The organism is Streptomyces sp. SudanB5_2050 (assembly GCF_964272335.1).
GTDB classification, from domain to species: domain Bacteria; phylum Actinomycetota; class Actinomycetes; order Streptomycetales; family Streptomycetaceae; genus Streptomyces; species Streptomyces rochei.
The window spans coordinates 5,537,001-5,561,644 of record NZ_OZ186760.1 but is presented as its reverse complement, the minus strand read 5'-3'; the positions used below and the strand labels follow the sequence as shown (position 1 = coordinate 5,561,644).

Below are 24,644 nucleotides of genomic sequence, written 5' to 3'. Positions count from 1 at the left end.
GAGTTGGAAGCAGAGAGTCACGTTTCGCGTCCGCTGCGTAACCGCGTCGGGTCGGACCCGTTGGAGGGGGCATGGGCTTCACGATCGGCATCGGCGGCACTCGGGGCATGCGCGACCTCCGGTCCGCCGCACGCCGCCGCGTTCGCGCCTCGGAGTGCACCGCGGTGGCCGAGTTCACGGGACTGTGGGGCTGGGACGTGGTGCCGGGGGCCCGTGCCGCCGGGGGCGCGTGCTCGTGCGGGCGGCGCGACTGCCCGGCGCCGGGCGCCCATCCCCTGGACTTCGCTCCCGAGGTGCCCGCGGGGGCGACCCTGGACGAGGCGAGCGAGGCCTGGGCCCAGTTCCCGGGCGCCGCGCTGATGCTGCCGGTCGGACGGCGGTTCGACGTGATCGAGGTGGCCGAGCCCGCCGGGGTGCGGGCGCTGGCCCGGCTGGAGCGCATGGGCCTGCCGCTGGGGCCGGTCACGGCGACCCCGCAGGGCCGCGCCCACTTCTTCGTCGCACCGGGCGCCGCCGCCGAGCTGCCCGGGCTGCTCTACCGCATGGGCTGGGACGACCCCTCCGCCCTCGACCTGCGCGGCCTCGGCCCCGGCACGTACGTCACGGCGCCGCCCTCCGACCGGGGCGGACGGGGCCCGGTGCGCTGGCTGCGCCCGCCGGCCCTCGACTCGGCGACGAAGCCCCCGTCGGCCCGCCTGCTGCTGGGGACCCTGGCGTACGTGGCGCACCGCTCGCGGGCGTAGGGCCGCCGGCACTCACCGACACACACCCGCCTACGACGAAGCGCCCGCCCCCGCCGGTGTCCGACGGGGGCGGGCGCTCCTGCTCGTCACGCCGCGGGCGGGTCACTCTCCGATGAGGGCGTCCACGAAGGCCGCGGGCTCGAACGGCGCGAGGTCGTCCGCGCCCTCGCCGAGCCCGATCAGCTTGACCGGCACGCCCAGCTCGCGCTGCACGGCGACCACGATGCCGCCCTTGGCCGTGCCGTCCAGCTTGGTCAGCACGATGCCGGTGATGTCGACGACCTCGGCGAAGACCCGGGCCTGGATCAGACCGTTCTGACCGGTGGTGGCGTCGAGCACGAGCAGCACCTCGTCCAGCGGCGCGTGCTTCTCCACGACCCGCTTGACCTTGCCCAGCTCGTCCATGAGGCCGGTCTTGGTGTGCAGGCGGCCGGCGGTGTCGATGAGCACGACGTCCGACCCCAGCTCCTTGCCCTCCTTGACGGCGTCGAAGGCGACGGAGGCCGGGTCGCCGCCCTCCGGGCCGCGCACGGTGTGGGCGCCCACCCGCTCGCCCCAGGTCTGGAGCTGGTCGGCTGCGGCGGCACGGAAGGTGTCGGCGGCGCCGAGCACGACGCTGCGTCCGTCGGCGACCAGGACCCGGGCGAGCTTGCCGGTGGTGGTGGTCTTGCCGGTGCCGTTGACCCCGACGACCATGACGATGCCGGGCTTGCCGCTCGGCGGCTCGGTCTTGACCTCGCGGTCCATGTCGGGGCCGACCAGGGTGATCAGCTCCTCGCGCAGCAGGCCGCGCAGCTCTTCGGGGGTGCGGGTGCCGAGCACCTTCACCCGCTCGCGCAGCCGCTCGACCAGCTCCTGGGTGGGCTGCACGCCGACGTCGGCGGTGAGCAGGGTGTCCTCGATCTCCTCCCAGGTGTCGTCGTCGAGGTGCTCCCGCGAGAGCAGGGCGAGCAGGCCCTTGCCCAGGGCGTTCTGCGAGCGGGAGAGGCGGGCACGGAGCCGGACCAGTCGGCCGGCGGTGGGCTCGGGAACCTCGATCTGCGGGATCTCGAGCTCTTCGACGACGGGCGGCTCCTCGACGGTGGCGGTGCCGCCGTCCGGGAGGTCGACCTCCTCTATCGTCCGGCGCGTTTCGTCGCGCGGCGTCTCGGCCTCTTCGCCGACGTGCGGCTCGGCCGGAGGGGCGGTGATGTCGGGCGCGGCGGGAGGCGGCGGAGGCAGCTGCTTCTTGCGGCGGCTGCCCACGATCAGCCCGCCGAGCGCGCCGATCACGACCACGGCGATGACTACAGCAAGGATGACGATTTCCATAACGCGTCCAGTATCAGCCATGGACCCCCCGGGGCCGCCTCTTGTGGCTTCCACCAAAGGACAAAGGGCACTGGAAGGCAGGAGTCGGATCAAAGTACGATGGTAGAGGCCACGTCAACGCGCGTAGAGTCCCGACCGCCCCCTCTTCTCACACGATCGAGGCACGGACCCCCCACATGAGCAAGACCGCCGAGACCGAAGGCGCCCTGGAGACCCGCGGCATCGAGCAGGTGCCCGACCACGAGCGCACCGCACGGACCCGCGAGCTTTTCCCGACCTGGGTCGGGGCCAACATCAGCGTGCTGCTGCTCACGATGGGCGCGAGCCTCGTCGTGGCGTACCGGCTCAACTTCTGGCAGGCCCTGGTCGTCGCGGCCGCCGCGCCGGTCGTGTCGTACGGCCTGGTGGGCCTGATCGGTATCGCCGGCAAGCGCGGTGGCGCGCCCGGCATGGCGCTGTCGCGCGCGGTGTTCGGCCAGCGGGGCAACCTGCTGCCGGGTTCGCTGATCTGGATCGCCCGCTGGGGCTGGGAGACGATCAACGCGGTGACCGGCGCGTACGCCGTGCTCACCGTGCTGGACATCGTGTTCGGCATCAAGGCCAACAGCGTGCTGGACATGGTGACGCTGCTCGCCTTCGTGGTGGCGACGTTCGCGATCTCCGGCCTGGGCATCAACGCCGTGCAGAAATGCAACAAGTACGCGACGTACCTGTTCGGCGCCTTCTCGGTGCTGGTGCTGGGGTACCTGATCGTCGACACCGACTGGTCCGCCGTCTTCGACCGGTCCGCCGGTTCGGTGGCCGCGATGATCACGGGGGTCGGCCTGATCGCCGCCGGCGGTGTGAGCTGGATCCCGTCCGCGCCCGACTTCACCCGGTACCTGCCGCGTACCGCCTCCTCGAAGGGGATCGTCGGCGTGACCGTGGGCGGCGCCGGCATCGTCGTCCTGCCCATGGTCCTGATGGGCATGATCATGGCCGTCTCCACGCCGGACCTGGCCTCGGCCGCCGACCCGGTCTCCTTCCTCGGCGAGATCCTGCCCACCTGGATCGCGGTGCCGTACCTGCTGATCGCGCTGATCGGCATGCTGCTGATCAACTCGATGTCGATGTACTCGGCCGGCTTCACCGCCCAGACCCTGGGCTTCAAGATCCCGCGCCACTGGGCCGTCTCGGTCAACGCCGTCATCTCGCTGGTCTTCGGCGGCGTGCTGATGCTGGTGGCGACCAGCTTCATGGGCTCCTTCATCGCCTTCCTGTCCCTGCTGGCCGTCGCCTTCTCCGCCTGGGTCGGCGTCTTCGGCGCGGACATGCTGCGCGGGCGGGAGTACGACGGTGAGGCGATGGCGGACACCTCGCGCACCAGCGCCTACTGGTACCGGGGCGGCTTCTCCCCCGCCGCCGTCGCCTCCTGGGCGGTGGGCCTGGCCGCGGGCCTGATGTTCACCACCTCGGACTGGTTCACCGGCCCGCTCGCCGCGAACAACTTCGTCGGGGAGTACGGGCTGGGCTGGGTGGCCACGGTCGTGATCTCCGGTGCGCTGTACGCGGTGCTGCCGAAGCCGGCGCTGGTCGTCCCGGCGGCGCAGGCCGCGCGGGCGGCCGAGCGGGAGCCCGCGACCGTCTGAGCCGTCCCCGCGCCCGTCTCCGGCCCGCGTACCCCCGCCGTTCCCTCACGTCCCCTCTCGCCGCCCGGCGAGGGGGGACGTTCGCTTTCCACCGGGCGCGCACGACGGTCCGCGGGCGTCGGCTCGTCGTACGGGGATGCGCCGTGTCGGACGAAGGGCGGGCGGGAGCCGCGCCGTACCGCGGGACGGCGGAGACCGCGTGCCGCAGGGGTCGGCGCGGGGCGTCGGCGGACGTCCCCCGCCCACTGCCCGGTGCCCGCAGCCGCCGGATGCCGTCCGCCGGGCGTGAGCGGCCCACAGCGCCGTCGCATGGGCGGGGGCGGCCCATCCCCCGCCGCCGGCCTCGCCCACGCGGGCGTCTCGGCCGGGGGCGGCCACGCGCATCGGCACCCGCGAGCCACGGGCCTGCGCGCGCCACCAGCGGGCGCGTGCCACGGGCGGGCGCGTGCCACGGGCGGGCGCGTGCCACGGGCCTGCGCGCGCACCAGCGGGCGAGTGCCACGGCTGAGCGCGTGCCACGGCTGAGCGCGTGCCACGGCTGAGCGCGTGCCACGGGCGGGCGCGAGACGCCCGCCGAATCCCCCGTACCCGCCGCGGGCGAGGGGTGACGGGCGGCCGTCCAAGCGCCCGAACACACCGCCGCCCCGCCCGGAGGTTCCGGACGGGGCGGCGGACGGTACGAGGAGAGGGGCAGCGGGGATGTGGCCCTTCTCCCCGAGTTCGGGGCGGGCCGGTCAGCCCATCTCCTCCAGGGCCTTGCCCTTCGTCTCCTTCACGAACTTCAGGACGAACGGGATGGAGAGCGCGGCGAAGATCGTGTAGATCACGTACGTGCCGGAGAGGTTCCAGTCGGCCAGCGACGGGAAGCTCGCGGTGATGGCCCAGTTGGCGATCCACTGGGCGGAGGCGGCCACGCCCAGCGCGGCGGCGCGGAGCCGGTTGGGGAACATCTCGCCGAGGAAGACCCAGACGATCACACCCCAGGACAGGGCGAAGAAGAGCACGAACAGGTGGGCGGCGATCAGGGCGACCCAGCCCTGGGTGGCCGGGAGCTTGCCGTCGACCAGGTCGAAGGAGAACGCCCAGGCCTCCAGCGCGAGGCCGCTGACCATACCGACCGAGCCGATCAGGGCCAGCGGCTTGCGTCCGACGCGGTCCACGAAGATCATCGCGATCACGGTGCCGACGATGTTGATGATCGACGTCGTGAACGAGTAGAAGAAGGAGTCCGTCGGGTCGACGCCGACCGACTGCCACAGCGTCGAGGAGTAGTAGAACGCGACGTTGATGCCGACGAACTGCTGGAAGACCGACAGGCCGATACCGATCCAGACGATCGGCTTGAAGAAGAAGCTGCCGCCGAGCAGCTCCTTGAAGCTGGCCTTCTCCTCACGGTGCATCGCGTGCTCGATCTCGGCGAGGCGCGCGTCGAGGTCGACTTCCTTGCCCTCGACCTCTTCGAGGATCTGCTTGGCCTTCTCGTGCTTGCCCACCGAGATCAGGAAGCGGGGGGACTCCGGGATGGCGAAGGACAGCAGCCCGTACAGGACGGCCGGGACGACCATGACGCCGAGCATGACCTGCCATGCCTCCAGGCCCATCAGCTCACCGCGCTGGTCGCCGCCGGCGGCGTTGAGCAGACCCCAGTTGACCAGCTGCGAGACGGCGATGCCGATGACGATCGCGGCCTGCTGGAAGGAACCGAGCCGGCCGCGGTACGCGGGCGGGGAGACCTCGGCGATGTAGGCGGGGCCGATCACCGAGGCCATACCGATGGCGAAACCGCCGATGACGCGCCACATGGCGAGGTCCCACAGCGCGAAGGGCAGGGCAGAGCCGATGGCGCTGACGGTGAAGAGGATCGCCGCGATCTGCATGCAGCGGATGCGGCCGATGCGGTCGGCGATGCGGCCCGCGGTCGCGGCGCCGATGGCACAGCCGATCAGCGCGATGGCGATGACCTGGGCCAGCACCGCGGACCCGACGTCGTAGCGGTCCCGGATGGCCTCGACCGCGCCGTTGATCACGGAGCTGTCGTAGCCGAAGAGGAAACCGCCCATCGCGGCCGCCGCCGCGATGAAGATGACGTGCCCGAGATGTTCGGGGTGAGCCGTCCTGGCTCCTGATGTGGATGCCTGCGATGTGCTGGCCACGTGTACTCCTCGGGCTACCGGCAACGCTGCCGGGGTGGTTCGCCTTCGAGATGCCACTGAAAGGGACCTGAAGGTAAAAGCAACGTTGCAGAGACTATGCCTTCAAGTTTCGAAGTCAATAGGTCGAGTGGTGTGAGTTTGGAGATGCAGTGGGGGCTTGAGCGTTCAAGAGTTGAAGCTATGTGCCTGCTGTGAGGACCAGTGAACTAGCGCAGCCGCTGACTGATGACCTTCGACACACCGTCGCCCTGCATGGACACGCCGTAGAGCGCGTCGGCGACCTCCATCGTGCGCTTCTGGTGGGTGATCACGATCAGCTGCGACGCCTCCTGCAGCTCCTGCATGATCCGGATCAACCGCTGGAGGTTGGTGTCGTCGAGCGCCGCCTCGACCTCGTCCATGACGTAGAACGGGCTGGGCCGCGCCTTGAAGATCGACACCAGCATCGCGACCGCGGTCAGCGAACGCTCCCCGCCCGAGAGCAGCGACAGCCGCTTGACCTTCTTGCCCGGCGGCCGGGCCTCGACGTCCACACCCGTGGTGAGCATGTGGTCGGGGTCGGTCAGGATCAGCCGTCCCTCACCGCCCGGGAACAGCCGGCTGAAGACGCCCTCGAACTCCCGGGCCGTGTCCCGAAAGGCCTCGGTGAAGACCTGCTCGACGCGCTCGTCGACCTCCTTGACCACCTGGAGCAGGTCGGCGCGGGTCTTCTTCAGGTCCTCCAGCTGCTCGCTGAGGAACTGGTGCCGTTCCTCCAGTGCCGCGAACTCCTCCAGCGCCAGCGGATTGACCTTGCCCAGCTGCTGGTAGGCGCGCTCGGCGGCCTTCAGGCGCTTCTCCTGCTCGGCACGGACGAAGGGCCGTGGCTGGTTGCGGGGGTGCCCGGGGTCCTCGGGAAGCACCTCGCCCTCGGCGGGGGGCGAGGGCGGCACCATCCGATGGGGGCCGTACTCGGCCGCGAGCCCCGCCGGTTCCACACCGAGTTCCTCCAGCGCCTTGGCCTCCAGCTGCTCGATGCGCAGCCTCTTCTCGGCGCCGAGTACCTCGCCCCGGTGGACTGAATCCGTCAACTTGTCGAGCTCCGCCTTCAGGTCGCGCCCGGCGGCGCGCGCGGCGGTCAGCTCCTGCTCGCGCCGGGCCTTGGCGGCCTCCGCCGCGGTGCGCTCCTCGTCGGCGCGGGCCAGGGAGACCTCGACGTGCGCGAGCAGCTGCCGGGCGCCGGCGGCGACCGCCTCGGCGACGGCGGCCTCGTGGCGGAGCCTGGCCCGGCGCTGTTCGGCACGCGCGCGTGCCTCGCGTTCGGCGCGGGCGGCCCGGTCCAGGGAGTCGGCGCGCCCGGCCAGGCCCTTGACCCGCTCCTCGTGGGTACGGGCCTGGAGGCGGGCCTCCATCTCCGTCTGCCGGGCGTTGGCGCCGTCGGCGGCGAGCCGGTCGCGCACGGAGGTGTCGGGCTCTTCCTCGACCGGCATCTCCTCGGCGACGGCCAGCCGCTCGGCCAGTTCCTCGACCTCCATGAGCGCCTTGTCCAGCGCCTCCTGGGCCCGCGCCGCCGCGGCGGCGGACCGTTCCGCCTCACCGGCGGCGCCCCGTGCCTGCCCGGCGAGCCGGCCGAGCTGCTGGGCGACGGCCGACTTCTCCCGGTCGGCGGCCCGGCGCCGCTCCCCCAGCTCCTCGACGAGCGCGGCGCACTCCCGGCGCCGCTCGACGGCCGCCTCCTGCTCCCGGGCCAGCTCCTCGCACCGCACGCCCAGCTCCGCCAGCTCGGCCGCGGCCTGGTCCACGGACGCCTGCACCTCCAGCAGGCTGGGCGCTCCGGCGGACCCGCCCTGCGCGAAGTGCGCGCCCAGCAGGTCACCCTCGGCGGTGACGGCGGTCAGCTCCGGGTGGGTGTAGACGAGGTCCTCGGCCTCCTCCAGGGTGCCGACCACGACGATTCCGCGCAGCAGCCGCCGCACGGCGGGCATCAGCTCCTGCGGGCCCCGGACCAGGTCGGCGGCGTACGGCGCGCCGGCGGCGCCGGGCCGGTCCGTCGCGTCGTCGGGCGCTCCGGCGAGCAGCAGAGAGGCCCGGCCGGCGTCCTGCTTGCGCAGCAGGCGGAGGGCGTCGGCGGCGGCCGCCGGGGAGGTCACGGCGAGCGCGTCGGCGGCGGCGCCGAAGGCGGTGGCCAGGGCGGCCTCGTGACCGGGCGTCACGGTGAGGAGCCCGGCGGCCGGGCCGAGCAGTCCGGCGAGCCGGTCCTTCGCGGCGAGGACCGCGCCGGTGCCGTCCTTGCGGCGCAGCCCGAGGGCCAGGGCGTCGTGCCGGGCCTGGGTCGCCGCGCGTTCGCGCTCCGCCGCGGTGGCGGCCTCGCGGGCGGCGCTCAGGGCGGCCTCCGCCTCGGCGAGCCGGTGTTTGGCCGTCTCGTGCCGCTCGGCGAGTTCCTGGTCGTCGGCGTCGAGGCCGTCGACCTCGGCCCGCAGTGCCTCGTACTCCTCCTGCGCGGCGGCGGCGCGCTCCCGGGACTCGTCGCGGGCCTCGGCCAGCCGCTCGATCTCGGCCTGGGCGGAGGCGGCGCGGGAACGGGCGGCGCCGACCTGGCCGCTGAGCCGGGCCAGTCCTTCCCGGCGGTCGGCGATGGCGCGGGCGGCGTCCTTGAGGCGGCGCTCCTCCAGGGCCAGTTCGCGTTCGAGGTCGGCGCGGTGGGCGACGGTGTCCTCCAGGGCGCGTTCCGCCGCCTCCAGGGCCGCCTCCAGCTCGGCCTCCTGTTCACGGACGCGGGCGGCCTCGCGCTCCAGTTCCTCGGGGTCCCGGCCGCGGCGCTCCTCGGGGGGCGCGGAGGTGGCGCTCTTCACCCGGGCGTCGGCCAGCGAGACGGTGCCGCGCACCCGTTCGGCGAGCTGCGACAGTTCGTACCAGGTCTGCTGGGCGCGCTGGAGGCGCGGGGTGAGCCGGCGGACCTCGTCCTCCAGGTCCGCCTCGCGGCGCAGTGCCTTGCCCAGTTCGCGCTCGGCGGCTTCCTTGCGTTCCTTGAGCGCGGCCTCGTCGGCGATCTCGGCCTCCAGCGCCTCACGCAGCCGTACGAGGTCGTCGGCGAGGAGGCGGAGGCGGGCGTCCCTCAGATCGGCCTGGATGACGGCTGCCCGGCGGGCGACGGCGGCCTGGCGGCCCAGCGGCTTGAGCTGCCGCCGCAGCTCGTCCGTCAGGTCCTGCACGCGGGCGAGGTTGGCCTGCATCGCGTCGAGCTTGCGGAGCGCCTTCTCCTTGCGCTTGCGGTGCTTGAGGACGCCGGCGGCCTCCTCGATGAAGGCGCGGCGGCCCATCGGGTCGGCGTGCAGGACGGAGTCGAGCTGGCCCTGGCCGACGATGACGTGCATCTCGCGGCCGATGCCGGAGTCGGAGAGGAGTTCCTGGATGTCGAGGAGGCGGCAGGTGTCGCCGTTGATCTGGTACTCGCTGCCGCCGTTGCGGAACATGATCCGCGTGATGGTGACCTCGGCGTACTCGATGGGCAGGGCCCCGTCGGAGTTGTCGATGGTCAGCGACACCTCGGCCCGGCCCAGCGGCGGGCGGCCGGTGGTGCCGGCGAAGATGACGTCCTCCATCTTGCCGCCGCGCAGCGACTTGGCGCCCTGCTCGCCCATGACCCAGCTGAGCGCGTCCACGACGTTGGACTTGCCCGAGCCGTTCGGGCCGACCACACAGGTGATGCCGGGCTCGAACCGGAGCGTGGTCGCCGAGGCGAACGACTTGAAACCGCGCAGGGTCAGGGCCTTCAGGTGCACGCCGTCGGACTCTACCTCTCGCGGGTGTCTCACTCCATGAACCGGTGAACCGCCGCGGTTTCACGGGTGAACGCGCAGGGCACATCAGACGTTGAAGAGGGTGAAAGGATGCGCGGGGCAGCAACGGCGGGGGCCGAAGCCACGGACGCTGGGACTGGGGGAAGAAAGAAGGGACGCCGAAGCGTCCCTTGCAGGCTCTGACACCTGGGCGATGGTAGGGGCGGGCCCGACCACCACTGCCGTGTCGTAGTGGAGCGGTGCAGTGATCAGCAGTGATCAGGTGAGCGCAGGCTCCGCCTGGTGTGCGTCAACGCTCTCCATGCTCTCCATGATCCTGTCGTGAGAAGCGGCAGCCGCCAGCGCGTCGTTCTCCGCCTGGATCCGTCCGAGCTCGGATTCCAGGTCCTGGACGCGCTGCTGGAGCCGTCGCATCTCGGCGAGGAGTCGCGGGTCGGAGCCGCCGACGTAACCGAGAAGCGCCTTTGCCATGATGGATGGTCCTCCACAATGAGTGACCGACCGAAGCGGTGTGGGTCGTGTAGGAATCGCACCCGCGGTGCTTGGCACTATGGAGTTTTTTCTGCCGTTCAACCATGCCAAACAGCTAAGGTGCGCGGGGCTTTCAGCGTCTCACCAAAAAGTTTGACGGTCAACACGATCACGCCCCGTATTGGCGGGCGCCCGGGGGCACGCGGCCGGGAAACGGCGACGCGGCGACTCCTGCGGGCCCCTGGGGGCGTGGCGATCATCCTGGGTGCGGAGCCTGCCACGTCATCGCCGTTCTTGGCAACCACCTGCCCGTTTCTCCCTCGGACGCCCTCGCCCGGGGTTCCGCGCCGGGCTTCTCGGCACCCCCGAGCCGCCCGGTGTCAACGGATCGCGAAGCCCTCGTAGCCGCCGCGGGGTGTGTCCCAGATCTCGGTGACTCCGTCCACGCGTCCGGGCGTGTCGTCACCGCGCAGCCACTCGAGCAGCCCCTCGCAGCGCTCGCGCGGGCCCTCCGCGACGACCTGGACCCGCCCGTCGGCCAGATTGAGAGCAAAACCACTCATCCCGCCGAGCTCCAGCGCCCTCGCGCGCGTGAACCAGCGGAAACCCACGCCCTGGACCTGCCCGCGCACCCACGCGACCAGCCGTACATCCTCGCTCATGGGTGCAAGCTAACCAGTCAATGTCTCGCCGGACACTTCACCCCCTTGCGCCATGCGGTACCGTCCCCACCCAATGAAACTCACCTGAAACTCACTCGAACGTGTGAGTTCCGTGTTGATCGTGAGGACACGTCGACCGCGAGACACGTGCCGCGTGAGGACCGCGAGGACGAGGAAGGCCAGAACATGGGACGCCACCGACGCTCCGCCGCCGGCCGCGCCGCCACGGGCCGCGCCGCGGGGGGCCGGCCGACGGACGGCACGACGGAGGGGGCCGGCCGACCGCCCGCTCCCGGCGACCGCCCCACCATGGGGATCGCGCCCTACCTGAACCCCGAGGCCTACGCCGAGGTCCGCGCGAAGAGCGACGCCTACCTGTTCGCACCGGACGACGCCCCCGCGGGCGACGGAGGCGACGGCGGTCACCCGCGGGCCGGCCGCACGGTCCCGTTCCCGAGCGAGGGCTACAGCCCCGACGAGGGCTCCCCGCGTGCGGGAGCGCGCCGCCGGCGCAAGAAGAAGGCCGTCACCCCGGTCCGCACCGGACTCCTCGGGGTCTCCGCCGCCGTCGCCATCGGCACGGTGGCGGTGGCCACGGGCGCGGTGCCCGGCCTCGACAACTACCGCATCGGCGGCGCCTCCGACGGGGGCGACCGGGTGCAGGCCCGGGACGTCCCGACCAACACCCCCTCCGGGCAGGGCGGCACCTCCGGCAGCGCCGAGGCCGGGCGGGGCGGCGACACCGCCACCGGCCGCGGCACCGACCGGTCGTCCGCGCCGTCGTCCACCGCGTCCTCGCCCTCGAAGGCCCCGGCCTCGAAGTCCCCGTCGCAGAAGCCCTCTCCCTCGGCACCGGAGTCGAAGCCTGCGGCCCCGGCCGAGACGCCGTCGAAGACGGCGGAGCCGGAGTCGACCCCCGGCAAGAAGCCGAAGCCCGCGCCGTCCCGCCCGGCCACGAAGGAGCCGGCGAAGCCCAGCGCGCCCGCCGCCGCGTCGGACGAGGCCGTGGCCGGGGCCCAGGTGCTCAAGCTCGTCAACGACGAGCGGGCCAAGGTGGGCTGCCGCCCGCTGGCCGCCAACAGCGCCCTGACCGGACTGGCCGAGGACTTCAGCCGCTCCATGGCGGAGGAGGGCTTCTTCGACCACACCGACCCCGGCGGCGCGACCCCCTGGGACCGCGCCGAAGCGGCCGGGATAAGCAACCTCGGCGGCGAGAACATAGCCCGCGGCCAGGCCGACGCCCAGGCCGTGATGGACGCCTGGATGGACAGCCCGGGCCATCGCGCCAACATCCTGAACTGCGAGTTCCAGACCCTGGGCGTCGGCGTGCACTTCGGCTCCGGCGGCCCCTGGTGGACGCAGAACTTCGGCTACTGACGTCCGGCCCGCGGCACTGCCCGCCGCTCCGCGCGCCCTGCGGGGCGGCGCTGTGCTCACGTACGCTGGAGACATGTCGACCACGCAGGAGCGCACGGCGGAGCAGGAGCTGCCGTACGACGTGTTCTCCCGGGCCTGTCCCTCGCGCGGCACCCTGGAGCACGTCACGGGGCGCTGGGGCGCGCTGACGCTCGGGGCGCTGTACGAGGGGTCCTTCCGCTTCAACGAGCTGCGCCGCCGTGTCGACGGCGTCAGCGAGAAGATGCTGGCCCAGACGCTGCACGCGCTGGAGCGCGACGGCCTGGTGCACCGCGAGGCCCAGCCGACCAACCCGCCGCGCGTGGACTACGAGCTGACGGCGCTGGGGCGGGAGGTCGCGGGGCGGCTGATCGCCCTCATCGAGTGCCTGGAGGGGCGGATGGACGAGGTGCTGGCGTCGCGGGAGCGGTACGACGACGCGCGCCGGACGCCCGCGGTGTGATCGACGGCGGTGTGATCGGCGGCCGTGCGGCGGCTCACGGGGTGATCCTCGGCGGGCGCTGGCACTTCGGACAGAAGTAGCTGGAGCGGTTCATCCACGGGCGGCGGCGCATCGGGGTGGCGCAGCGGCGGCAGGGCAGTCCCTCGCGGCCGTACGCGTCGAGGGACCGGTCGAAGTAGCCGGACTCGCCGTTCACGTTGACGTAGAGGCTGTCGAAGCTGGTGCCGCCGACGGCGAGGGCCGCGTTCATCACGTCCCGGACGTGGCGGAGGAGTTCGGCGGTGCGCGGGCGGGTGAGGGTCGCGGTGGGGCGCTCGTAGTGCAGCCGGGAGCGCCACAGGGCCTCGTCGGCGTAGATGTTGCCGACGCCGCTGATCAGGGACTGGTCGAGCAGGGCCCGTTTGACGGTGGTGCGCTTGCGGCGCAGGGCGACGTGGAAGGCCGCTTCGTCGAAGAGGGGGTCGAGCGGGTCCCGGGCGATGTGCGCGATGACGTCGGGCAGGCCGTCGGGGCCGGTCTCGTGCAGGGACAGGCCACCGAAGGTGCGCTGGTCGACGAAGCGGAGTTCGGTGCCGAGGGCGTCGGCGAAGCGGACGCGGACGCGCAGGTGCTTCTCGGCGGGCGCCTCGTGCGGCTGGACCAGCAGCTGGCCGCTCATGCCGAGGTGGGCGAGGACCGCCTGGCCGGTGTCCTCCAGGGGAAGCCACAGGTACTTGCCGCGGCGGCTGGGCGTGCCGACGCGGTGGCCCTTCAGACGGTGGGCGAAGTCGTCGGGGCCGGCGAGGTGCCGGCGCACGGCGCGCGGGTGCAGCACCTCGGCGTCGGCGACGGTGCGGTGGGCGACCCAGCGCTCCAGACCGCGCCGGACGACCTCGACCTCGGGCAACTCGGGCATGGCATCCCCTCGGGTGGGCCGGTGGACGAACCGAACGCCCGCCCCGGGTACGGGGCGGGCGTTCGGGACGTGCGGTGGAACGGGTGGGTCAGGCGGAGGCCGACGAGGTGTCGGCGGCCTCGTCGGCTTCGGCGGACGGCTGGTCGGCCGTCGCCTTGGCACGCTCGTCCGCCGCGGTCTTGATCGACCGCCACGCGGATTCCGCGGCCTGCTGCTCCGCCTCCTTCTTGCTGCGGCCGGTGCCGGTGCCGTACGAGACGCCTCCGACGCGGGCGGCAGCAGTGAAGGTCTTCTCGTGGTCGGGACCGGTCTCCGTGACCAGGTACTCGGGGACGCCGAGCCCTTCGGTCGCGGTGAGCTCCTGGAGGCTGGTCTTCCAGTCCAGGCCGGCACCGAGGTTGGAGGACTTCTCGATCAGCGGGTCGAACAGGCGGTGCACCAGTTCGGAGGCCGCGTCGAGGCCCTGGTCGAGATAGACCGCGCCGATCACCGCTTCGAGGGTGTCGGCGAGGATGGACGCCTTGTCCCGGCCCCCCGTGCCCTCTTCACCGCGGCCGAGCCGGATGAAGGAGCCGAGTTCGAGCCCGCGGCCCACCTCCGCCAGCGCACGCGAGTTGACCACCGCGGCCCGCAACTTGGCCAGCTGGCCTTCGGGCAGGTCGGGGTGGGTGCGGTACAGCGTGTCCGTGACGACGAGGCCGAGGACGGAGTCACCGAGGAACTCCAGCCGCTCGTTCGTCGGCAGGCCGCCGTTCTCGTACGCGTAGGAACGGTGGGTCAGCGCACGCACCAGAAGGGCGGACTCGAGCCGGTAGCCGAGCCGCCCTTCCAGAAGCGTATGGGACGAGGCCTGGTTGTTGTCCGCCTTCTTCTTGGCGGGTGGGTCCGCCTTGGCGTCATCCGCCTTCTTGGGGACTGACACAGTGCCTCTCACCAGCCGCTCAGACCTCGAGGACCTGGCGCTTGTTGTAGGTGCCGCAAGACGGGCACGCGATGTGCTGCTGCTTGGGCTCGTGGCAGCGCTCGCACGCAACCAGGGTGGGGACCGCAGCCTTCCACTGCGACCGGCGGTGGCGCGTGTTGCTGCGCGACATCTTCCGCTTCGGAACAGCCACGGCTACTTCTCCTGCTTCTCGTCGACGCCGGCTTCGGCGCCGCTCATCTCGTCCTTCTCGCCGTCTCCGAGTGAACCGGCGAGTCCCTGCAATGCCGCCCAACGAATGTCGACGGCGTCATGGTGGTGGTCCGGGTCGTCCGCCAGGCGTGCTCCGCACTCGGAGCACAGACCCGGGCAGTCCTCCCGGCACACCGGCTGCATCGGCAGTGCGAGCACCACCGCGTCGCGCAGCACGGGTTCGAGGCCGATCAGTCCGTCCTCGACGAAATACCTGTCTTCGTCGTCCTCGGCGTCGTCGCCCGGTTCCGCCACAGGGCGGCCCCGGTCGTCGGCGTCAGGGTACGAGAACAGTTCCTGGAAGTCCGCTTCGAGCTGCTGCTCCAGCGGCTCCAGACACCTTACGCACTCCCCCTCGGCCTTGGCACGGGCGGTGCCTGTGACGAGCACCCCTTCCATGACCGACTCGAGCCGGAGATCGAGTTCCACCGGGGCGCCTTCCGGCACCGCGATGACTCCCTGGACACCGAAGTCCTTGGGAGCGTCGACCGTGCGGGACAGGCGCTGGAGCGCACCGGGCCGCCGTCCCAGCTCGTGCGTGTCGAACACGAGGGGGTCGCGGTGGTCGAGGCGCGCGTTCAGAACCATTCCTGCTTTCGGTCTTCGTGGCTGGGGTGCAGCTGGGGGGGACGCCGCCCTTCGGTGTTCCCGGGCAGCAGCGATCGCGGACATACGCGCGACCGAAGAGCCAGGATACTGGACCATTGGCTCATGGCCCAATCCGGGCCGTGGGCGGCGACCGGGCTAGAGACCGCGGCCCTGTTCGTAGGCCCTCAACTGCTCGGCGCTGATCATGCTGGTGTCGAAGAGGCTGGTCTCGTCGAGCGTCTGCGGCTGCGCCTGCGGGGGCTGTGCGGGCTGCTGGGGCTGGGGCTGGGCGTAGCCCTCCTGGCCGCCGTAGGTCTGCTGCTGGGGGTCGTAGCCCTGGATGGGGGCCCCTCCCGCCGGAGCGTAGCCGGAGGTGGGGGAGTAGGGGTCGGCGGTCTGCTGCGGGTAGCCGTAGCCGTCCTGGCCGCCGTACGCCTGCTGGTAGCCGTACGGATCGGGCTGCTGGGCGTAGCCGTACGCCGGCTCGTGGGCGGGCATCTCCGGCACGGCCGGCGCCGGTGCCGGCGCCTGGGCGGCCGCCGGACGCCGCTCGTCGTACTCGTGGCGGCGGGGCTGCCCGGCAGGGGTGTCGGAGAGGGCGGCGAGGTCGGCGAGGTAGTCGGCGTCGCTGGAGTGCTGGACGGTGGTGGTGTCGTCGGCGAGGGCGCCGAGGTCGTCGGTGGCGATGCGGCCGTGCAGCTTCTGACGGCCCCGGCCGACCGCCTCCAGGGTCTTGGCGAGCACCGCCTCGAAGGCGCCGAGCTTGGTGTCGACGTAGGCGTCCGCGTCGCGGCGCAGGGTCTCCGGGTCGTGGCTGCGTTCGGGGGCGTCCTCGTCCTCGTAGCCGTTCTCGTCGAGGCCGGGGCCGGTGCCGAGCAGCTTCTCGCGACCCCGGCCGACGGAGCCGAGGGTCTTGGTGAGGACGACCTCGAAGTTGGCGAGCTTGGAGTCGACGTAGTCGTCGGCCTCGGCGCGGACCTCCTCGGCCTCCTGGCGGGCCTCGGCGAGGATGCGGTCGGCCTCGGCCTGGGAGCGGCGGGCGACCTCGGTGTCGGAGATCAGCGAGCCCCGTTCGGCGTGGGCGCTCTCGATGATCCGCTCGGCCTCCTGGCGGGCCTGCGCGACCATCTGCTCCCGGTCGCCGATCAGCTCCTGGGCCTGGGCGAGGGAGCCGGGCAGTTCGGCGCGCAGTTCCTCCAGCAGCGAGAGCAGTTCGGCGCGGTTGACCACGCACGAGGCCGACATGGGCATGGCGCGGGCGCCGGAGACCATCGCGGTGATCTCGTCGAGCTTCTTCTGCACGTCCACCGTGTGCTCGCCACTCTCTACAGCTGTGTTGGAGACGGACGGGACGACTGTACGACCCTGGGGCGTCCGGGGGACACCGGGTGACGGATCGTCAGCCTCCGGGAGCCGTGCGGGGGCGGCGCGGGGGCGCCCGGTCCCGCGCTCAGTCCCTGCGCAGGCGCTCGGACAGGGCTTCGAGGACCAGCGGCGGCACCAGGTGCGAGACGTCGCCGCCCCAGGTGGCGACCTCCTTGACCAGGGAGGACGACAGGAAGCTGTAGGTGGGGTTGGTGGGGATGAAGAGGGTCTCCACACCGGAGAGGCCGTTGTTCATCTGGGCCATCTGCAGCTCGTAGTCGAAGTCGCTGACCGCGCGTAGGCCCTTGACGATGGCCGGGATCTCCCGCTGCTTGCAGAAGTCGACGAGGAGGCCGTGGAAGGACTCCACGCGCACGTTCCCGTACTCGGCGGTGACCTGGCGGATGAGGTCGATCCGCTCCTCGATCTCGAACAGGCCCTTCTTGGCCTGGTTGATCATCACCGCGACGTAGACCTCGTCGTAGAGGCTGGAGGCACGGGCGATGATGTCGAGATGTCCGTTGGTGATCGGGTCGAACGACCCGGGACAGACGGCGCGGCGCACTTGAGTTCCCTCGCTCTCCGGTCCGGTCATCGTGCGTCTTCGCACGTAGAGGCGGCGCGACCGTACCAAAACGTTCCCTCGCCGTAGCGCCGGGTCCGGATCGCGTCGAAGCCGTCCGGCCAGCGGAATTCGCCGCCTCTGGTGCTGCGCTCCACGGTGACGAGCGCTTCGTCGGCGAGCCAGCCCTCCGACTGGAGTGTGAGCAGGATCTCCCGAAGATCGTCGTCGGAGACGGCGTAGGGCGGGTCCAGGAAGACGATGTCGTACGGCTCGGCCGGGGCCGGGTTGCGGATGATCTGTTCCGCCTTGCCGGCCCGGACTTCGGCGCCGGGCAGCCCGAGCGACTTGACGTTCTCCCGGACGGTGCGGGCGGCGCGGGCGTCGGCCTCGACGAGCAGGACGTGTCCGGCTCCCCGGGACAGCGCCTCCAGGCCGACGGCGCCGGAACCGGCGTACAGGTCGATGACCCGTTCGCCGTCGAGGGGGCCGCCGAGCAGGGACTGCCAGGTGGAGAAGAGTCCCTCGCGCGCGCGGTCGGAGGTGGGACGGGTGCCGGTCCCCTGCGGGACGGCGAGGCGGCGTCCGCCGGCCTTGCCGGCGATCACGCGGGTCATCTGTGGGTCCTCGGTAGTCGGATGCGTGCGTTCAGTCTGGCAGGCAGGCCGGGCCCGCGCCCCCGCGGCCGTGCCCTCAGCCCTTCTCCAGGTACTGCTCCCGCTCCTCGTCCAGGAGGGCGTCCAGGGCCGTGCGCAGCTCGGGCAGGCCGGTCAGCTCCGGGTCGGCGGCCACCACCGCCGCCGCCTCCCGTCTCGCCTCGGCGATGATCTCCTCGTCCTCGATCACCGCGAGGACCCGCAGCGAGGTCCGGGCTCCGGACTGCGCCTGGCCGAGGACGTCGCCCTCGCGGCGCTGTTCGAGGTCGATGCGGGACAGCTCGAAGCCGTCGAGGGTGCCCGCGACGGCGTTCAGTCGCTGGCGGGCGGCGCTCGCCTCGGGCATCTCGGTGACCAGCAGGCACAGCCCGGGGGCCGAGCCGCGGCCGACGCGGCCGCGCAGCTGGTGGAGCTGGGAGACGCCGAAGCGGTCGGCGTCCATGATCACCATCGCGGTGGCGTTGGGGACGTTGACACCGACCTCGATGACGGTCGTGGCGACCAGGACGTCGGTCTCGCCGGCGGCGAAGCGGCGCATGACGGCGTCCTTGTCGTCGGGCTGCATGCGGCCGTGCAGGACCTCGACCCGCAGGCCCCGGAGCGGGCCCTCGGCCAGCTGCTCGGCCACGTCGAGGACGGCGAGCGGCGGCCGCTTCTCCGCGTCCCCTTCGGGGGACTGTCCGGCGCCCTTCTTCGGGTCGTCCTCGTCGCCGATGCGCGGGCAGACGACGTACGCCTGGTGGCCGTTGGACACCTCCTCGCGGACCCGCTCCCAGGCCCGCGCCAGGAAGTGCGGCTTGTCGGCGGCCGGGACGACGTGGCTGGCGATCGGGGAGCGGCCGGCCGGGAGCTGGTCCAGGACGGAGGTCTCCAGGTCGCCGAAGACGGTCATGGCGACGGTGCGCGGGATGGGCGTGGCGGTCATGACGAGCAGGTGCGGGGGCTGTTTGCCCTTGCCGCGCAGGGCGTCGCGCTGCTCGACGCCGAAGCGGTGCTGCTCGTCGACGACGACCAGGCCGAGGTCGTGGAACTGGACCTTGTCCTCGATCAGCGCGTGGGTGCCGATGACGATGCCGGCCTCGCCGGTGGCCAGGTCGAGCAGGGCCTGACGGCGGGCGGCGGCCCCCATCGAACCGGTGAGCAGCACCACCTTCGTGGCGTGCTCGGCGCCGCCCAGCATGCCGCCCTCGGCCAGCTCGCCCATCATCTCGACGACGGACCGGTGGTGCTGCTGGGCGAGCACCTCGGTGGGGGCCAGCAGCACGGCCTGCCCGCCCGCGTCGACGACGGCGAGCATGGCGCGCAGGGCGACCATCGTCTTGCCGCTGCCGACCTCGCCCTGGAGCAGCCGGTGCATCGGGTGGTCGGTGGCGAGGTCGTCGAAGATCTCGCGGGAGACCTTCCGCTGGCCGTCGGTGAGGGTGAAGGGGAGGCGGTCGTCGAAGGCCGTGAGCAGACCGTCCGGGCTCGGCTTCCTGGGGACGGCGGGGAGCTGGGTCTCGGCGTGGCGGCGGCGGGCCAGGGCGACCTGGAGGACGAACGCCTCGTCCCACTTGAGGCGGGCGCGGGCGTCCTCGATGTCCGCCTTGGTGTGCGGGCGGTGGATCTTGAGCAGCGCTTCGGGCAGGGAGACCAGGCCACGGCCCTCGCGCAGGGAGTCCGGCAGCGGGTCGACGGCCTCCTGCGCGCTGGGCAGGACCGTCTGGATCGCCTTGGCGAGCTTCCAGGACTCCAGCTTGGCGGTGGCCGGGTAGAGGGGGATGAGGGCGCCCGCCCAGGACTCCACCGTCTCGTCGCCGTCTCCGTCGCCGCGCAGCAGTTCGTACGCCGGGTGGGCCAGTTGCAGGCGGCGGTTGAAGACGGAGACCTTGCCGGCGAACATCGCGCGGGTGCCCGGCAGGAGCTCCTTGTGGGGCTTGTGCACACCGTTGCCGAAGAAGACCAGCTGGAGGCGGCCGCTGCCGTCCGTGATGGTCACCTCCAGCCGCTGGCCCTTGCCGCGCGGCGCCTTGGAGGAGGCGAAGGTGTGCAGGCGGGCGTCGGCGACCTGGGCGACCACCGTGACGTGCTCGTCCATGGGCAGGTCGGCCAGGTGTGTGAGCTGTCCGCGCTCCTCGTACCTGCGGGGGTAGTGGTGGAGGAGGTCGCCGACGGTGTGCAGGCCGAGGTGCTCGGCCATCACCTTCGCGGTGGCGGGGCCGAGCACCTTCTTCAGGGGTTCTCGCAGTGCGGGCACGAGATCCATTGCACACCACGCCACTGACAAAGGCCCGTACGCCCCGGGAGGCGCGGGAGTCGGGAGCGGCCCGTCCGGGGGGTGCCGCGCCGACCGGCGGCGGCTACTCCACGCCGACCAGCAGCAGCGCGCCCTGCCGGCCGCCGCGGTAGACCACGGTGTCGACGGCGAGGTACGCCTCCCGGACCCGGGCCTCCAGGTGGGCGGCGACGCTCTCGGGGGCCTCGTCGCCCAGGACGAGGGTGACCAGTTCGCCGCCGGCCGCGAGCATCCGGTCCAGGACGGTGGCCGCCACGTCGGTGACGTCCGTCCCGATGACCGCGACGTCACCGTCGACGAGGCCGAGGACGTCACCGGCCTGGCAGATGCCGGCGGTGGTCCACGACCGGTGTTCGGCGACGGTGACCTCGGCGTACCGGGTGGCGCCGGCCGCCGAGGTCATCGCCACCACGTCCTCGTCGAAGCGCCGGCCGGGTTCGTGCACGGCCAGCGCGGCGATGCCCTGGACCGCGGAGCGCGTCGGGATCAGGGCGACCCGGACGCCCTCGGTCCGGGCCTGCTCGGCCGCCGCCGCGGCGGTGTGGCGCAGCTCCGCGTCGTTGGGCAGCAGCACGACCTCGCGCGCGTGCGCCCGCCGCACCGCGTGGACCAGTTCCCCGCTCGCGGGCGGCTCCCCGGGGCGGGCGAGCACGGTGGTCGCGCCGGCCTCGGCGTACAGCCCGGCCAGCCCCTCCCCCGGCACGACGGCCACCACGGCACGCTGGGCCCGTTCCCGGGGTGGGCGCTCGGCGTGGGTGGTGTGCGCGTCGCCGTGCCCGAAGTGGGTGATGCGGATCCGGTAGGGCCGGCCGGCCTCCACGCCCGCCTCCACGGCGGCGCCCGCGTCGTCCACGTGCACATGGACGTGCCAGAGTCCGTCGCCGCCGACGACGACGAGGGAGTCCCCGAGGGCGTCGAGCCGTTCCCGCAGCCGCGCGACGGCCGTGTCCGCGGCTTCCAGGAGGTAGATCACCTCGAAGGCCGGCCCACCGAGCCCGTCGGTGTCGTCACCGTCGGCGTCGTCACGGTAGGCGTCGTCACCGTGGACGCGGTCCGGGGAGACGCCGTCCACCGGGCCGTGGGCCGGGGAGCACTCGGCCACGGGGGCCGCCGGGCCGTGCGCCGCGCGCGCGGGCGGCTCCGGGGCCCGGCCCGTGAACGTCTCCACGAGGGCCGCGAGGACGGTCACCAGTCCGTGTCCGCCGGCGTCGACCACACCGGCCCGCTCCAGGGCGGGCAACTGCTCCGGCGTCGTGGCGAGGGCCGCGCGGGCGCCCTCATGGGCCGCGCGGGCCACCTCGGCGCAGTCGCCCTCCGCCGCGTCGGCCGCGTCGGCGGCGGCCGTGGCGACGGTCAGGACGGTGCCCTCGACGGGGTGGGCCACGGCCTGCCGGGCGGATTCGGCCGCGTGCCGCAGAGCCAGCCGCAGGCCCGGGCCGTCGGTGTGATCGCGGTGATCCCCGTCATCCCCCTCAACACTGCGGTCGGTGTGACCGGTGTGAGCCGTCTCACCGCCGGCCGCCAGCACCTGGGCCAGGCCGCGCAGCAGCTGCGCGAGGATCGTGCCGGAGTTGCCCCGGGCGCCGATCAGCGCGCCGTGCGCCATGGCGCCGACGGCCTCGGCCAGCGAGGGCCCCTCGCCCCGCCCCACCACCCGGCCCGGCTCCGCACCCGGGGGCTCCCCCGTGCGCACCGCGTGCGCCGCGAACACCGCCTCCACCGCGGCGACCGCCGACTCGACGGTCAGGTACAGGTTGGTGCCGGTGTCTCCGTCGGCGACCGGATAGACGTTGATCGCGTCGATCTCTGCGCGCGCCCGCCCCAGCGCGCGCAGCGACAGACCGCACCAGGTACGCACCGCCGCAGCGTCGAAGAACCTCTGCGGCACCTGCGCCACCTGCGCCTCCCTGAGCTGCTGGACGTGGCTGGCAGCGTAGACCTCGCGGGGGTGTCCACCGGAAGAGGGCCGGGGGCGGGCCCCTGAGCTGCCGTGGTAGTTTCGTTGTACGGGAGCAGCCGTTGTATGCTGCTCCGGTTGCCCGATCCCGATCGGGCTCTCCCCCTGGCACCGCCACTCAGATCCCGGTCGTTCGCGTCCGAGACCTTGATCCCGGCATGCCGGGATCAACCGTAAGTGCATCTGAAGTCTTTGGAGTGACCCGTGGCTGCCAACTGCGACGTCTGCGGCAAGGGGCCGGGCTTCGGCAACAACATCTCGCACTCGCACCGCCGTACGTCCCGTCGCTGGAACCCCAACATCCAGCGTGTGCGTACCGTGGTCGGCGGGACGCCGAAGCGCGTGAACGCTTGCACCTCGTGCATCAAGGCCGGCAAGGTCTCGCGCTGACGCGTCAGCTGAGCGCGCGGCCACAGCCTGGTCCGCTGCACGAAGCCGGCCCACCTCTGGTGGGCCGGCTTTTCGCCTTTGGCCGGGCTTTCCTCCCTGCCCGGCCCTCCGGCGTCATGGAGGAGGCGGCCGCCTCCCCCTGGCTCAGGCGGTATCCCGCCTGAGCGCCCAGCCGTGATCCACGGGCCCGATACCGCCGCCGAGCGCGAACCCGGCCCGTATCGCCCCGGTGACGTACTCCTTGGCCGCCGCGACCGCCTCGGGCACCGGCCGCCCCTGGGCCAGCCCGCAGGCGACGGCCGAGGCGAGGGTGCAGCCGGTGCCGTGGGTGTGCCGGTTGTCGAGGCGCGGGGCGCGCAGCCAGTGTTCCTCACCGCCGTCGGTGAGCAGGTCGACGGCGTCGCCCGCCAGGTGGCCGCCCTTGATCAGCACCCAGCGCGGCCCGTACTCCAGCACGGCCGCCGCGGCACGGCGCAGATCGGTCTCCGTCTCGACGCGTACGCCGGTGAGTTGGGCGACCTCGTCGAGGTTGGGGGTGGCGACGGTGGCGACCGGGAGCAGCTTGGTGCGGACCGAGTCCAGCGCGGAGGCGGCGAGCAGCGCGTCCCCGTGCTTGGAGACGCCGACCGGGTCCACGACGGCGGGGGCGTCGGTGCCGGCGATCAACTCGGCGACCGTCTCGACCAGTTCCGCGGAGGACAGCATCCCGGTCTTGACGGCCTGGACGCCGATGTCGTCGACGACGCTGCGGTACTGGGCCCGCACCGCCTCCACGGGCAGCTCCCAGGCGCCCTGCACGCCGAGCGAGTTCTGCGCGGTGACCGCGGTGAGCACGCTCATGCCGTGGGTGCCGAGGGCGAGCATCGTCTTGAGGTCGGCCTGGATGCCGGCGCCGCCGCCGGAGTCGGAGCCGGCCACGGTGAGGACGTTCGGCAGGTCCGCCCCCCGCTCGCTCATCCCTCGGTCGCCCCTCATGCCTCGGTCGCCCCTCATGCCTCGACCTCCCCGCCGAAGTGGTCCCAGCCGCCCTTGCTGGTCCAGGGCGCCCCGTCGACGGTCACCTGGGGCAGCGCGGAGGGATTGAGGACCTCGCCGATGACCTTCCAGCGGGCGGGCAGCTTCACGTCCGGCGGGAAGGTCGCCACGATCGCGTGGTCCTCGCCGCCGGTGAGCACCCACTGCATGGGGTCGACACCGACGGCCTGACCGATGTCGTTCATCTGGGTCGGGATGTCGATCTGGCCGGAACGGATGTCGATCCGGACCTTGCTGGCCTCCGCGATGTGGCCCAGGTCGGCGATGAGTCCGTCGCTCACGTCGCACATGGCGGTGGCGCCGAGGCCCGCGGCGGCCGGACCCGCGTGGTACGGCGGCTCCGGGCGGCGGTGGGCCTCGACGAAGGCGCGCGGCGAGCGGAAGCCCCGGGAGAGGACGGCGAAGCCGGCCGCGGACCAGCCGAGCCAGCCGGTCACCGCGACGAGGTCGCCGGGCTGGGCGCCGCCCCGGGTGACGGGCTCCTGGTTGCGCAGGTCGCCGAGCGCGGTGATGGAGACGGTGATGGTGTCGCCGCGTACGACGTCGCCGCCGACCACGGAGGCGCCCGCGACCTGGCACTCGTCGCGCAGCCCGTCCATCAGCTCGGTCGGCCAGGTCACCGGCAGTTCGGCGGGGACGACCAGCCCGAGCAGCAGCGCGGTCGGCACCGCGCCCATGGCGGCGATGTCGGCCAGGTTCTGCGCCGCGGCCTTGCGGCCCACGTCGTACGCGGTGGACCAGTCGCGGCGGAAGTGCCGCCCCTCGACGAGGATGTCGGTGCTGGCCACGACCCGGCGGTCGGGCGCGGCCACCACCGCGGCGTCGTCGCCGGGACCCACCCGGACCGCCGGGGTGGTGGTGAGACGGGAGGTGAGCTCCCTGATGAGCCCGAACTCCCCGAGCTCACCAACAGTGCCCTTCATTGCCTTGACTCCCCTTCTGTCCCTGTCCGTGCCCGGTCGCGCGTCATCTCTGTCCTCGTTACGGTCGAAATGACCGTCGCCACGCGGTGGCGTGCTCGTCAACTCGTGTCATCGCGGCACCCCGGCGCGAACGGCCCGTCCCCCGCGGGTCTCCCCGCGGGGAGCGGCGACGCGATACCGTGGCGTTCCTTTTCCCCACATGATCCTCGTGGCCGCTCT

Annotated in this window: 21 protein-coding genes; 5 read left to right on the top strand and 16 right to left on the bottom strand. The window is 72.7% G+C overall.

Going from position 1 to position 24,644, the window contains the following annotated elements; translation table 11 throughout:
• Nucleotides 1–71: 71 nt before the first annotated feature.
• Nucleotides 72–743, top strand: a complete 672-nt coding sequence (locus ACFZP7_RS24915; RefSeq protein WP_385635789.1) for a bifunctional DNA primase/polymerase — start codon at nucleotides 72–74, stop codon at nucleotides 741–743.
• Nucleotides 744–845: 102 nt separating this feature from the next.
• Here ACFZP7_RS24915 and ftsY read toward each other — a convergent pair whose 3' ends face one another.
• The gene (gene ftsY, locus ACFZP7_RS24910; RefSeq protein ID WP_385635787.1) at nucleotides 846–2,054 is read right to left on the bottom strand and encodes a signal recognition particle-docking protein FtsY; all 1,209 of its coding nucleotides are present in this window, start codon (nucleotides 2,052–2,054) and stop codon (nucleotides 846–848) included.
• A 176-nt stretch (nucleotides 2,055–2,230) separates the two neighbouring features.
• Between ftsY and ACFZP7_RS24905 the strand changes: the two genes are divergently transcribed.
• The gene (locus tag ACFZP7_RS24905) at nucleotides 2,231–3,682 is read left to right on the top strand and encodes a cytosine permease (protein WP_385635785.1); all 1,452 of its coding nucleotides are present in this window, start codon (nucleotides 2,231–2,233) and stop codon (nucleotides 3,680–3,682) included.
• 734 nt (nucleotides 3,683–4,416) lie between these two features.
• On the opposite strand, the gene ACFZP7_RS24900 is transcribed toward ACFZP7_RS24905, so the two are convergent.
• The 4 genes from ACFZP7_RS24900 to ACFZP7_RS24885 form a co-directional block, all read right to left on the bottom strand.
• Nucleotides 4,417–5,835, bottom strand: coding sequence for a sugar porter family MFS transporter (locus ACFZP7_RS24900; protein ID WP_385635782.1), 1,419 nt, complete (start codon nucleotides 5,833–5,835; stop codon nucleotides 4,417–4,419).
• Between the two features lie 206 nt (nucleotides 5,836–6,041).
• Nucleotides 6,042–9,596, bottom strand: coding sequence for a chromosome segregation protein SMC (smc, locus tag ACFZP7_RS24895; RefSeq protein ID WP_385635779.1), 3,555 nt, complete (start codon nucleotides 9,594–9,596; stop codon nucleotides 6,042–6,044).
• A gap of 276 nt (nucleotides 9,597–9,872) precedes the next feature.
• Nucleotides 9,873–10,085, bottom strand: a complete 213-nt coding sequence (locus ACFZP7_RS24890) for a hypothetical protein (RefSeq protein WP_003973418.1) — start codon at nucleotides 10,083–10,085, stop codon at nucleotides 9,873–9,875.
• 380 nt (nucleotides 10,086–10,465) lie between these two features.
• Nucleotides 10,466–10,747: an acylphosphatase gene (locus ACFZP7_RS24885; protein ID WP_019328759.1), complete on the bottom strand. Its 282-nt coding sequence runs from the start codon at nucleotides 10,745–10,747 to the stop codon at nucleotides 10,466–10,468.
• A 186-nt stretch (nucleotides 10,748–10,933) separates the two neighbouring features.
• Here ACFZP7_RS24885 and ACFZP7_RS24880 point away from each other — a divergent pair, with 186 nt between their 5' ends.
• Both ACFZP7_RS24880 and ACFZP7_RS24875 read left to right on the top strand, forming a co-directional pair.
• Nucleotides 10,934–12,124: a CAP domain-containing protein gene (locus ACFZP7_RS24880; RefSeq protein ID WP_031019191.1), complete on the top strand. Its 1,191-nt coding sequence runs from the start codon at nucleotides 10,934–10,936 to the stop codon at nucleotides 12,122–12,124.
• A gap of 73 nt (nucleotides 12,125–12,197) precedes the next feature.
• Nucleotides 12,198–12,605, top strand: a complete 408-nt coding sequence (locus tag ACFZP7_RS24875) for a helix-turn-helix domain-containing protein (RefSeq protein ID WP_030971580.1) — start codon at nucleotides 12,198–12,200, stop codon at nucleotides 12,603–12,605.
• 34 nt (nucleotides 12,606–12,639) lie between these two features.
• Here ACFZP7_RS24875 and mutM read toward each other — a convergent pair whose 3' ends face one another.
• The 9 genes from mutM to ACFZP7_RS24830 form a co-directional block, all read right to left on the bottom strand.
• Nucleotides 12,640–13,500: a bifunctional DNA-formamidopyrimidine glycosylase/DNA-(apurinic or apyrimidinic site) lyase gene (mutM, locus tag ACFZP7_RS24870; protein WP_385635776.1), complete on the bottom strand. Its 861-nt coding sequence runs from the start codon at nucleotides 13,498–13,500 to the stop codon at nucleotides 12,640–12,642.
• A gap of 88 nt (nucleotides 13,501–13,588) precedes the next feature.
• A complete protein-coding gene (gene rnc, locus ACFZP7_RS24865; RefSeq protein WP_046250962.1) occupies nucleotides 13,589–14,434 on the bottom strand; it encodes a ribonuclease III in 846 nt (281 codons plus the stop codon).
• Nucleotides 14,435–14,441: 7 nt separating this feature from the next.
• On the bottom strand, nucleotides 14,442–14,615 hold the full coding sequence (gene rpmF, locus ACFZP7_RS24860; protein ID WP_003951102.1) for a 50S ribosomal protein L32: 174 nt from the start codon (nucleotides 14,613–14,615) through the stop codon (nucleotides 14,442–14,444).
• 2 nt (nucleotides 14,616–14,617) lie between these two features.
• On the bottom strand, nucleotides 14,618–15,262 hold the full coding sequence (locus tag ACFZP7_RS24855; protein WP_019328754.1) for a DUF177 domain-containing protein: 645 nt from the start codon (nucleotides 15,260–15,262) through the stop codon (nucleotides 14,618–14,620).
• A 156-nt stretch (nucleotides 15,263–15,418) separates the two neighbouring features.
• Complete coding sequence (locus tag ACFZP7_RS24850) at nucleotides 15,419–16,570, bottom strand: cell division initiation protein (protein WP_385635774.1); 1,152 nt, start codon at nucleotides 16,568–16,570, stop codon at nucleotides 15,419–15,421.
• A gap of 142 nt (nucleotides 16,571–16,712) precedes the next feature.
• Nucleotides 16,713–17,192, bottom strand: a complete 480-nt coding sequence (coaD, locus tag ACFZP7_RS24845; RefSeq protein WP_019328752.1) for a pantetheine-phosphate adenylyltransferase — start codon at nucleotides 17,190–17,192, stop codon at nucleotides 16,713–16,715.
• A gap of 26 nt (nucleotides 17,193–17,218) precedes the next feature.
• Nucleotides 17,219–17,806, bottom strand: coding sequence for a 16S rRNA (guanine(966)-N(2))-methyltransferase RsmD (gene rsmD / locus ACFZP7_RS24840; protein ID WP_062132845.1), 588 nt, complete (start codon nucleotides 17,804–17,806; stop codon nucleotides 17,219–17,221).
• A gap of 76 nt (nucleotides 17,807–17,882) precedes the next feature.
• Nucleotides 17,883–20,090, bottom strand: coding sequence for an ATP-dependent DNA helicase RecG (gene recG / locus ACFZP7_RS24835; RefSeq protein ID WP_385635772.1), 2,208 nt, complete (start codon nucleotides 20,088–20,090; stop codon nucleotides 17,883–17,885).
• Nucleotides 20,091–20,184: 94 nt separating this feature from the next.
• Nucleotides 20,185–22,017, bottom strand: coding sequence for a DAK2 domain-containing protein (locus ACFZP7_RS24830; protein WP_385635770.1), 1,833 nt, complete (start codon nucleotides 22,015–22,017; stop codon nucleotides 20,185–20,187).
• A gap of 264 nt (nucleotides 22,018–22,281) precedes the next feature.
• Between ACFZP7_RS24830 and rpmB the strand changes: the two genes are divergently transcribed.
• A complete protein-coding gene (rpmB, locus tag ACFZP7_RS24825; RefSeq protein ID WP_003993230.1) occupies nucleotides 22,282–22,467 on the top strand; it encodes a 50S ribosomal protein L28 in 186 nt (61 codons plus the stop codon).
• A 144-nt stretch (nucleotides 22,468–22,611) separates the two neighbouring features.
• Here the strand turns inward: rpmB and thiD are convergent, their stop codons facing one another.
• Together thiD and ACFZP7_RS24815 are read right to left on the bottom strand one after the other, a co-directional pair.
• The gene (gene thiD, locus ACFZP7_RS24820) at nucleotides 22,612–23,424 is read right to left on the bottom strand and encodes a bifunctional hydroxymethylpyrimidine kinase/phosphomethylpyrimidine kinase (protein ID WP_220672404.1); all 813 of its coding nucleotides are present in this window, start codon (nucleotides 23,422–23,424) and stop codon (nucleotides 22,612–22,614) included.
• Between the two features lie 32 nt (nucleotides 23,425–23,456).
• Nucleotides 23,457–24,425: a thiamine-phosphate kinase gene (locus tag ACFZP7_RS24815; RefSeq protein WP_019328746.1), complete on the bottom strand. Its 969-nt coding sequence runs from the start codon at nucleotides 24,423–24,425 to the stop codon at nucleotides 23,457–23,459.
• Nucleotides 24,426–24,644 lie beyond the last annotated feature (219 nt).